We start from the raw sequence: 10,146 nt of genomic DNA, 5'->3' as shown, positions 1-10,146 counted from the left end.
TACGTTGAGATACCAGCGACCACGAGAGTCTTCGTTAAAACTGCCTGCTCGGAATTCGTATTTTGACAAGCCGTAGGAATCCCACAGGCTAATGTTCATGCCTTTAAAACGAACTTGGCCATTTTTATAGGTCAACGCACCTTTTTTGAAGGGAACCCAGCCGAGTGAGTATTTGGGAGATTTTTTGTGACTGACACGCCAATTTAAGCGTTGTTTTTTGAACTGCCGCAGTCGAGTGGCAAATTCTTCGCAAACCACCTGAACCGTGGTTGAACCAATACTCACCCCTTCGCACTTGCTGAAACCACTGGTGAGTTTTTGCAGATCAAAACCTGATAACCAAATTTGCGGTTTGTTGGTATAACGGCGCAAACTTCGATACTGGGTTTCATTGCAAAAATTCCACACCGTATTCACATCACGCGCCATTGCCAGCAACACTTTCGCGTGCTTGTCTTTGATACGCAGTTTCAGTGTTTTGACGGTTTCCATGACATAATTATAGCAAGCTGTTGTGATGTGATGATTGATATTCAAAGATAATCTGAAGAATAACAAACCATCACACTAGGACGCTTTCAGCGTCCGCGCTCTTGACCTCGGGCTGAACCCCGAGGCTTTGCGCGCATTGGGTAACTTTGTCTTTGATGGTTTTGATCCACCCGAACCTGCCGCCACCCGTCAGGGGTGGGTGTTGCAGGTTAATATCAACCAACAAGGGATGACGCGCTGGCACACTTGGTTAGCCCGCCAAGATCGCCACGGCACACCACATCCCGATCTGCAGACCGCTACCCCGTGTGGGCAAGCGGGGGACACGCAACCCCGCCGCTGTCGTGGTGAGATTGCTGTCGATTAGGCTAACAATGCCAACACCGCATAGGTAAAGGCTTGGGTAGAACAACGGGCAGGCAAATTCAAATCTGGCGTTCCCACCCCAGAGGCCAAAGTCGCAGCCACGGCTTTTTCAATCGCATCGGCGGCCTCTGGTTGATTCCACCAGCTACGTGCCAACAGGGCTAACGACAACATCGCCGCCACTGGATTGGCCTGTCCTGTGCCAGCAATATCCGGCGCCGAGCCATGCACAGGTTCGGCAATCGCAGCCGATTCGCCCAAATTCAACGACGGCGCCATCCCCAAACCACCACCCCACGCCGCCGCCAAATCAGACAAAATATCACCGTACAAATTCGGTGCCACCAAGGTATCAAAACGCTCGGGATACCGCGCTAACTCATACGCCGCCGCATCAACCAACCGTTCTTCCAGTTCCAAGCGCGGGAATTGCGCTTCAGCCACTTCGCGCACACTGTCGCGGAATAAACCATCGGTTAACGGCAAAATATTGGCCTTGTGAACAATGGTCAATTTGCCACGCGATAGCCGACAAGCCACCTCACCAACACGCCGGCTGGCTAAGCGCGTGATGCGCCGCATCGCTGTCGCCACTTCGCCATCGCTTTCCTCTTCACCAATGTAAATATCTTCTGTGTTCTCACGAATCACCAACAAATTCACCCCCTGTCGTGCGCCGGGTAACGGCGGCGATACAGTTGGGCGCAAGTTGGCATAACAGTCTAAACGGCGGCGTAATTCGACAATCGGCGAACGGTAGCCTTCCACTTTGCGAGACGGTGAACTGACGGCACCAAATAACACCGCACCGCATTGCTTGGCAGTCTCAATAGTTTGAATCGGCAGCGCCTTACCGACTCTTTGAAAACAGCCCCAGCCTGCTTCTGCTTCGACACATTCCACTTGCGGTAATACTTGCCGTAACACTTGCACTGCCGCAGGCACCACTTCTTGACCAATTCCATCACCGGGAATCACACACAAACGCAACGCTTCTGCCATGCTATATCGTTCTTTCTTCGCTATTTCAGTTATGGGGATAGTTTAGGCTAAGCATCACCGGCGTATGATCGGAAGGCCGTTCATTTTTTCGCGGTTGTCGGTCAATTTCACAGCTCAGTGCATAAGGTCGTAAGGCATCGGACAGCAAAATATGATCAATACGCAAACCCAAATTGCGCCGAAACATCGCCGCACGATAGTCCCACCACGAATAATGTCCGGCCTCAGCCTGAAATAAACGAAAACTATCGTGCAAGCCGAGATCTAACAGTTGTTGAAATGCGGCGCGTTCAGCCGGTGAACACAACACACAATCACGCCATTTTTCTGCATCATAAACATCGCGTTCATCGGGTGCGATATTAAAATCGCCCAGCAACACCAACTGTGGATAAGTTTGTAATTCTGCAGCGATATAACGCGATAATTGGCTAAACCAGTGCAATTTGTAGTGATATTTATCGGAATCGAGCGACTCACCATTCACACAATAGACGTTAATCACCCGCACCCCAGCGATGGTCGCTGCAATCACCCGCCGTTGTGGATCATCATAATCGGGGATACCAGCCACCGCGTTTTCGCAGGGCAATTTGCTCAGTAGCGCCACCCCGTTATAGGTTTTTTGTCCCGCCCACACGGCGTGATAACCCGCTGCAGTGATCTCTGCCAAGGGAAAAGCAGGTTGATCTAATTTCAGCTCTTGCAACGCAAGCACATCGGGTTGTTGCTGCTCTAACCAATCCAATACCTGTGGCAAACGCACTTTAAGCGAATTGACGTTCCATGTCGCAATACGCATAGCCCACCCTTCTCAACAAAAACCGCATTGTGCCATGTGGTTTTAGAACCCGATCAAGCCATCAGCCAGACAACAGAGCATGCTAATATGCAAAACACTGTCTTTTGTCCATTTTGTCTGTTGCCATGACCTCTTCTCTTCCTATTACGCTGTCAATGTCGTTTGCCGATCCCTCTGGTTGCAGTGGCATTCAGGCAGACGTCCAAACCTTTGCCAGTCTTGGCTGCCACCCCTTGTCAGTCATCACCGGCATCAGCGTGGCTGATACGCGGGGACAAGTCGAATTTCATCCGCTTGAAACCGAATGGGTGATTGAACAAGCACGCTACTTGCTCGAGGATATGAGCGTCAGTGCCTTCAAAATCGGACATGTTGGTAGTATTGAAACTGCGATGGCACTGGCTGAAATTGCAGCAGATTATCCCGATACCCCGCTTGTTCTTGATCCAGCACTGGGTCATGGTGGTGATCTTGCCACTGAAGAATTGGCCGAGGTGATCCGCGATGTCTTGTTACCACACACGCATTTGTTGGTGTGCAGTCCTCTTGAAGCACGTTGGCTATCCAGCAACGATCCAGAAATTGATGAAGACCCAGAACCAGATGCCTGTGCTCGCCGATTGGCCGAAACAGGACTAGGTGGGGTATTGATCACCAGCATCGCCAATCCACAACAACCCCAAGAAATTTTGCATCATCTGTACCAAGGGGCGCGCTGTATCAGCCGTACCCCGTGGCAACGGCTACCCTTCGATTATCGCGGCGCTGGCGACACCCTTTCCGCCGCTATTGTAGCTTTTACCGCCGCCGGCCAACCGATAGCACAAGCCGCCATCGAGGCACAACGTTTTGTCTGGCAAACCCTTGCTGCCGGTTATCGGCCAGGCATGGGCTATCACGTCCCCGACCGCCTATTCTGGGCTTGGCCAGATGCCACAGATGAGCTCACTACAGACAGCGAATCACTGTCTTGATTCGCCAAAGTCGTTAACAGCACATTGAGAATACGCTCAGTCGCACCTTGATGGGCAGCAGCAAAGGCCAAGCCAGCGGCGCCCATCGCTTTCATCAAAGTTGGGTTGTGCAAAATCGCACCAGCAGCCTCAAACACCTCAGCAGGGGTATCAACACGTTGCAAGGCCCCTGCTTGTGCTGCCAATGCAGTCACCTGTAAAAAATTAAAATCAGATGGCCCCATCACAATAGGCACGCCCAAACACGCCGCCTCAATCAAATTTTGCCCACCCAAGGGCAACAAACTGCCACCAATAAACGCCACATCAGCAATGCGATAATAGGCGAACAATTCCCCCATCGAATCCCCCAACCACACGCGTGTTTCAGCGCGAAGCGGCTGTTTTTCACTGCGGCGTTGAAATGGGATATGCCGCGCCTCTAACAATTTTGCGACATCGGCAAACCGCTCAGGATGCCGTGGCACAATCACCAACAGCGCAGGAAAATCAGCCGGAAGGGCATCCAACAACAATGCCTCCTCACCTTCGCGCGTACTCGCTGCAACAAATACTGGCCGTTCCCCACACCACAAGCGGAATTGTGCCGCGAGATCTAAACTATCCCACGTTGGCCGTACATCAAATTTGGTGTTACCCACTACCGTAACCGAACAAGTGGGAGCCAAAGCAGTAAAACGATCGGCATCAGCTTGGGTTTGCGCAGCAATTTGGGTGAGATGGCGTAAGGCGGGGGCAATCAGTGGCCGAATACGGCGATACCCTCGCGCTGACCGCTCCGATAGTCGGGCATTGACCAAAAACAACGGGATGTGCCGTTTATGAGCCGCGTGAATGAGATTCGGCCATACCTCGGTTTCCATTAACACCCCAACACGGGGTTTCACTTCGGCTAAAAAACGCTGTACGGCATGAGGCATATCATAGGGCAAATAGGCAAAAGCAATTTGCTGCCCACGACAACCCATATTGGCAAAGAGCTGACGGGCAGTATCACGACCGGTCGGCGTCATTTGTGTAATCAAAATTGGCAACTGCGGAAAGTGATCTTGCAAAGCCTTCACCAGCGGAATCGCAGCACGCGTTTCGCCGACCGATACTGCATGCAACCAAATCGGCGGCGAAGACATGGTTGGCATTTGACCCATAAAGCGCTCTTGCCAGTGCAAACGGTAGGCGGGTTGACGCTTGCTACGTCTGACCAAATAAAACGCCACCACGGGCGCTAGAAGGTACCACAACAGGGTGTATAGATAGCGAAAGGCCATTAGCTGATCACCTCACTGACCACAGCCAGCACTTCACTTGGCATTGGCATCTGCTGTACCCCACCTAAATTACGAGCTCGTAACGATGGAATCACCCCCGTCTTAGCCGGATCCGTGTCGGTGTAAAGCGCCACTAAAGGCTTATCCAGCGCATTGGCAAGATGACTCAGACCCGTATCGACCCCAACCACACACGCAGCATGCGATAACAAAGCTGCGGCCTCGGTCAGCGAAAGACGCGGCGGCACAAAAGCTGCCGGCATCTGCAAGGCCAGACGCTCGGCACGAGCACGCTCGCGATCATTACCCCAAGGGAGAACACAACGCCAACCATATTGTTGATACAGACCCTCGGCAAGCGTCAGCCAATGAGCCTCTGGCCATTCTTTGCTTTCACGAGAGGTGGCCGTCAGCGCAACACAATACGGGGTTGTGGATAACTCGGGCACCGAGGGCAGTTGCAAAGCAGACAAACCAAAATCAACCTGACTCTCGTCGATTTGATAACCAAAGGCCCGTGCCAACAACAAGCGATTACGCAATACCGCACCCAAACTACGGCTGACGGGGTAACCCTTTTGATAAAAATAGCTCGCCACTGGCTCGCGAATACTGTTGCGGTCAAACCCGACCATCACATCACCGGCGGCCCAGCGGCTTAATACGGCGCTTTTCAGCAATCCTTGTGCATCAACCACCACTTGGTAATGTTCTGCTGCCAGTTGTCGCCGTAACTGGCTTATCTCTTGCCACACCGAAGGCACATACAGGCGCTTACGCCAGCGGCGAACCGCACAAGTCCACACTTTATCCACAGCCGGATGAAGACGCGCAATCTCCGCAAAAGCTTCTTCAGCCAACCAATCGATTCGCCAATGTGGAAAGTGTCGCGCCAAGTCAGTCACTGCAGGCAGGGTATGAACCAAATCCCCCATTGAGGACGTGCGCACCAAGAGTATTTTTGTCATGGGCGGGATTTTAAGCGGCAAATGGTTCCGGACCAAGTCCCATAGAACTTATCCACAGAAGAGAACGAATTCTGCATGGAAAAACTATCCACAGGGTGTTTTGACCCTTTTACCGTTGCTCAAAGCAAGCACCAAGCCCAAAAAAGAATCTAACCACATGATTTTAAAATACAAAAAAGACTTATCCACAGAAAATCACTTACGTTTTTTTGCTGTATCAGGGCTCTGAATCTGTGGATAAGTCTGTGGATAAGCTGTGGATAACTTGTGGATAACTCGGATTTTTTGTGGATTGAAAATTTTATCCACATTTTATCCACAAGTTATCCACCGAGTTATCCATAGGTTTTCCACATGTTAAGTCTTTGATAAATAAAGATTTCAACAAAGTTATCCACAGAAAAAGGGTTCCTTCATCATCATTACTAATATATATTCAATATTTGTTTAATAAGAACTTATCCCCATGCAAGTCAGCGTTGTCATCATCACACTCAATGCCTCACAAACCCTCGAAAGTTGTTTACAGTCATGTCAACAGTTCACAGACATCATCATTCTCGATTCAGGAAGCACAGACGACACCATCAACATTGCTAAGCAATACGGAGCAAAAGTTCACCAACACAACTGGTTAGGGTTTGGTAAACAGAAGCAACTCGCAGTATCACTTGCAAGCAATGATTGGGTGTTATGTCTTGATGCAGACGAATGGTTAAGTCAGTCACTACAAGACGAACTCAAAACACTAGACAATCCAACACAACCCAACACTGTTTTTGCACTACCTAGATGTAATCGGTTTATGGGTAAGTTCTTACGTCATGGAGAAGGTTATCCAGATTGGTGTATCAGACTGTTTAATAAAAAACACGCTCGTTGGAGTAACGACAGTGTGCATGAAGTTGTTGAACACAATGGAAAAGTGATTAGGTTAAAACACAAATTAATGCATGAATCAGGAGAAAAAATCAGTCATTATCTAGAGAAACAAAATCGTTATACTGATTTACAAGCAGAAATTTTATTTAAAAAAGGAAAAAAAGTTTCTGGTTCTTCAGCAATTACCAGTGCTATATTTCGTTTTATCAAGTTTTACATAATAAGAAGAGGTTTCTTAGATGGTTTGCCTGGACTAATTCATATTTTAATCGGCTGCGGAAACAGTTTATTTAAATACATCAAGTTGATGGAATTACAAAGATTACATAAGGAAAAAAAATGATTTACTTAGTAACAGGATGTGCTGGATTTATTGGACGTGCAGTAGCATTGAAACTACTTGAACAAGGCAACACGGTTATCGGTGTGGATAACTTAAACACTTACTACCAACCTCAGCTAAAAAAAGATCGTTTATCCACAATACAAAAATTTTCTAATTTCTTGTTTTTTGAGCAAGATATTGCTGATTATACTAAGCTACAAGAGATTTTCAGCCAGTTTTCTGTTGATAAAGTGATTCATCTTGCTGCACAGGCAGGTGTACGTTATTCAATCACTTATCCACAGGCTTATACACAGAGTAACCTTGTCGGCACTGCCAATATCCTAGAACTATGCCAACAGTTCAAAGTAAAACATTTAGTGATGGCTAGTTCGTCTAGTGTATATGGCAATCGAACCGAAACCCCCTTTTGTGAAGATAGCAATACTGATTCGCCAATTAGTTATTACGCCGCAACTAAAAAAGCAAATGAAGTCATGGCGCATAGTTATAGCCATCTCTATCAACTTCCTATAACAGCATTACGGTTTTTTACTGTTTATGGTCCATGGGGACGGCCAGACATGGCAGTATGGTTATTTACTGAAGCGATTGAACAAGGAAAAGAAATTAAAGTCTTTAACAATGGGCAGTTATGGCGTGATTTTACCTATATTGATGACATTGTTACTGGTGTAATTGCGACAGCAGAAAAACCACCTGTGGATAAGTCAGTGCCATTTGAAATTTTTAATATTGGCAATCATCAACCGGTGTTACTAGACACATTTATCAGCACCTTAGAAAAGGTACTCGGTAAAACGGCCAACAAAATCTATCTACCTATGCAAGCGGGTGATGTGTTAACAACCTATGCTGATACTGAAAAGTTACAACAAGCAGTTGGTTTTTCGCCCAATACTTCATTAGAACAAGGATTAATTCAATTTGTAGATTGGTATCGAAGTTATCCACAGGCTATTTAGTATAAGCTGTGGATGAGTGGGAAAGTGTTTCAAGGCGACTTTTGAGATCTTCTAAAGTCGCTGTGGTTTCATCATGGTTATCATGTAGTGCAATCAAGGCCTGTGCTTTTTCTCGCACCATATTCTCAATATCTTCTTCAAGATCACTCGACATACCAAGCGGTGCGAACGAAGTAATAAGAGAATCAAGCATTTCTGTCATGGTTTGTGTGCTATACGCACGAGCACGGCGGCTGCGTTCGATAAAATCATCAATGGTTTGCCGAATATCCTGCAACATATCCACAATTTGTGTCTGTGTATAACTATTTTGAGCTGTGGATAAGTGTGCCATTAGGCGGCTATTAGCCATTTCTGTTGCAATGGCTAAATGATCTCGCAACCGGCCTGTTTTATCCATGTCTTCAATCGGCATATTGTTCACAAGCAAAGTTAAATGCTCAAAGTTGAAGACACAACGCCGTTTAAACTGAAAAATCCGTTCTAGTGTCCGAACATGATTTAATACGGCAACTTCTAGTGGTCGTTCTTTGCCCTGATCGCTGATAGATAAGACCTCCTCACCTAATCTTAGTTGTACTGCGCCTTCTAAACCAAATTGTCGCAACATGGTTAATAACGTATCGGCAAACTCCTGTGGTGTTGTGTTCTCGGTTAAATTTCGTATGCTTTGGATTAAAATAGCGTATTCATCAATGTTTGATAACAATAATGAACTTAATAATTCTGAATCGGCCATCTGTTGTTTTAATAACATTGCCTCATTAAAGGCATGTCTGACAACTTCAACACGATGCCTAACTTCATCAATTGCATAAGGCTTAAAAATAAAATCTTCACCCCCTGCATCATAACCATGTAATCGATCTTCTAAACAGTTGCGACCAGAAATAAAAATCACTGGTATGTTTTGGGTCGTTGAATGATTTTTTATTTTTTGACAAAAAGAAAACCCATTCATCCCTGGTAATTCCACTTCAGTCAAAATAATACTGGGTGTTTGGGTTGCTAATTGTGCTAGACAACTTTCTGCTGAATCGAATAAACTGACTTGATATTCTTCAGCAAAAATTGATTGCAGCATAATACGTGACGTTACACTGGCATCAACGGCAAATAAAACAAATTCAGGCAGACTCATTGACTTGATCTCAAGTTAGGTGATGTCTTAATTAAATTTCTTGCTGGTCGATAGCATATTTCTCAAAAGTAGTAAGAAATACCTGACCAATAGCATGGTCTAAAGATGCAAGGACCGCTTGAGCCTGTTCTTGATTGAGAATTGAAGGATGATTTTTTTGAATCGATTTTGGCAGCGTTTTTTTTGGCAGCGTTTTTGAGAAATAAGCCACTGCCCAGGTAGGAAGCGAAATTTTATCAGTTTTATTTTTTGCCGCTAAAGTCACATTTTGATGATTAGGATCTTTTTTCATTTCCTCAAAAGAAGCCATCACATCATCTTCTTTACCTTCCAATAACTGGACACAACGCTTGTTGTGGTAAAACATCAAACCAGAAACTCGTTTGGTTAGATGTTTTTCTTTGGCTTTTCTGAGAATATCCAGTTCTTCTGCTTCGCTAGCGTGAGCGATAATTTCGCTGGTATGAATCAATTGCACGAATTGCATGTTTGAAACTCCCATGGCTGAAACAAGGTTTGACGAAACAGCATAGGGAGTTTTTGTTAAAACTAGATGGCAGTGTTATGAATTTATCATTTAATACAGTGGTGTCTATTTCATTTTATCCCCTGCGCCGTAAAACCTCGCCATTCATGGCGGGGATATCAGGCGCAAACGGCAAAGCTGTTTTAGGGTTTGGTGTTGTGGTTGTAAAGTAAAAACAAATCAATGTTTGCTTTGCTGTTTGTATAATGAGCGTATGAAACGACTCCAAGCCTTCAAATTCCAACTGACACCCAACGGCCAGCAAACACGGCAAATGTCGCGCTTTGCGGGTTCGTGTCGGTTCGTCTTTAATAAGGCGTTGGCGTTGCAAAAGGAATGGTATCAGACTGACCCGACAAGCAAGTTTTCTTACGTCAAATTGGCTAATCTTTTGCCCAGCTGGAAGCAAGAATT

13 protein-coding genes are annotated in these 10,146 nt (G+C 46.4%); 6 read left to right on the top strand and 7 right to left on the bottom strand.

Annotated features, from left to right (window positions below; translation table 11 throughout):
* Window positions 1-492 (bottom strand): hypothetical protein (locus tag G465_RS0111760; protein ID WP_022654653.1); only part of this gene is annotated, 492 nt, incomplete at its 3' end.
* Window positions 493-628: 136 nt separating this feature from the next.
* Between G465_RS0111760 and G465_RS0111755 the strand changes: the two genes are divergently transcribed.
* Window positions 629-859 carry a hypothetical protein gene (locus tag G465_RS0111755; RefSeq protein WP_155846555.1) on the top strand — a complete coding sequence of 77 codons (231 nt, stop codon included), beginning with the start codon at window positions 629-631 and terminating at the stop codon, window positions 857-859.
* On the opposite strand, the gene G465_RS0111750 is transcribed toward G465_RS0111755, so the two are convergent.
* Both G465_RS0111750 and xth read right to left on the bottom strand, forming a co-directional pair.
* Entirely contained in the window at window positions 856-1,860 is a 1,005-nt protein-coding gene (locus G465_RS0111750) for an isocitrate/isopropylmalate dehydrogenase family protein (RefSeq protein WP_022654651.1), read from the bottom strand. The genes G465_RS0111755 and G465_RS0111750 overlap by 4 nt on opposite strands.
* Before the next feature lie 25 nt (window positions 1,861-1,885).
* On the bottom strand, window positions 1,886-2,662 hold the full coding sequence (xth, locus tag G465_RS0111745; RefSeq protein WP_022654650.1) for an exodeoxyribonuclease III: 777 nt from the start codon (window positions 2,660-2,662) through the stop codon (window positions 1,886-1,888).
* Window positions 2,663-2,787: 125 nt separating this feature from the next.
* Between xth and thiD the strand changes: the two genes are divergently transcribed.
* On the top strand, window positions 2,788-3,636 hold the full coding sequence (gene thiD, locus G465_RS0111740) for a bifunctional hydroxymethylpyrimidine kinase/phosphomethylpyrimidine kinase (protein WP_022654649.1): 849 nt from the start codon (window positions 2,788-2,790) through the stop codon (window positions 3,634-3,636).
* Here the strand turns inward: thiD and waaA are convergent.
* Window positions 3,558-4,904, bottom strand: a complete 1,347-nt coding sequence (gene waaA / locus G465_RS14630; RefSeq protein ID WP_022654648.1) for a lipid IV(A) 3-deoxy-D-manno-octulosonic acid transferase — start codon at window positions 4,902-4,904, stop codon at window positions 3,558-3,560. The two genes, thiD and waaA, sit on opposite strands and share 79 nt — an antisense overlap.
* A complete protein-coding gene (gene waaC / locus G465_RS0111730; RefSeq protein WP_022654647.1) occupies window positions 4,904-5,872 on the bottom strand; it encodes a lipopolysaccharide heptosyltransferase I in 969 nt (322 codons plus the stop codon). The genes waaA and waaC overlap by 1 nt, the downstream gene beginning before the upstream one ends.
* A gap of 466 nt (window positions 5,873-6,338) precedes the next feature.
* On the opposite strand from waaC, the gene G465_RS0111725 reads away from it, so the two are divergent.
* Window positions 6,339-7,097: a glycosyltransferase family 2 protein gene (locus G465_RS0111725; protein WP_022654646.1), complete on the top strand. Its 759-nt coding sequence runs from the start codon at window positions 6,339-6,341 to the stop codon at window positions 7,095-7,097.
* Window positions 7,094-8,065 (top strand): NAD-dependent epimerase/dehydratase family protein, encoded by a 972-nt coding sequence (locus tag G465_RS0111720; protein WP_022654645.1) that lies wholly within the window; start codon window positions 7,094-7,096, stop codon window positions 8,063-8,065. Before G465_RS0111725 ends, G465_RS0111720 begins: the two co-directional genes overlap by 4 nt.
* Here the strand turns inward: G465_RS0111720 and G465_RS0111715 are convergent.
* Both G465_RS0111715 and G465_RS0111710 read right to left on the bottom strand, forming a co-directional pair.
* Window positions 8,058-9,206, bottom strand: a complete 1,149-nt coding sequence (locus G465_RS0111715) for a response regulator (protein WP_022654644.1) — start codon at window positions 9,204-9,206, stop codon at window positions 8,058-8,060. The genes G465_RS0111720 and G465_RS0111715 overlap by 8 nt on opposite strands.
* Before the next feature lie 31 nt (window positions 9,207-9,237).
* Window positions 9,238-9,693, bottom strand: coding sequence for a BLUF domain-containing protein (locus G465_RS0111710; protein ID WP_022654643.1), 456 nt, complete (start codon window positions 9,691-9,693; stop codon window positions 9,238-9,240).
* Between the two features lie 2 nt (window positions 9,694-9,695).
* On the opposite strand from G465_RS0111710, the gene G465_RS15845 reads away from it, so the two are divergent.
* Window positions 9,696-9,905: a hypothetical protein gene (locus tag G465_RS15845; protein ID WP_155846554.1), complete on the top strand. Its 210-nt coding sequence runs from the start codon at window positions 9,696-9,698 to the stop codon at window positions 9,903-9,905.
* 41 nt (window positions 9,906-9,946) lie between these two features.
* On the top strand, window positions 9,947-10,146 hold a 200-nt coding region (locus G465_RS0111705), incomplete at its 3' end, for a helix-turn-helix domain-containing protein (protein ID WP_027405431.1).

Origin of the sequence: Aquaspirillum serpens DSM 68 (assembly GCF_000420525.1) — a bacterium.
GTDB classification, from domain to species: Bacteria; Pseudomonadota; Gammaproteobacteria; order Burkholderiales; family Aquaspirillaceae; genus Aquaspirillum; species Aquaspirillum serpens.
Note: the sequence above shows the minus strand (reverse complement) of the source record. Positions and strands in the feature narration are given on the sequence as shown.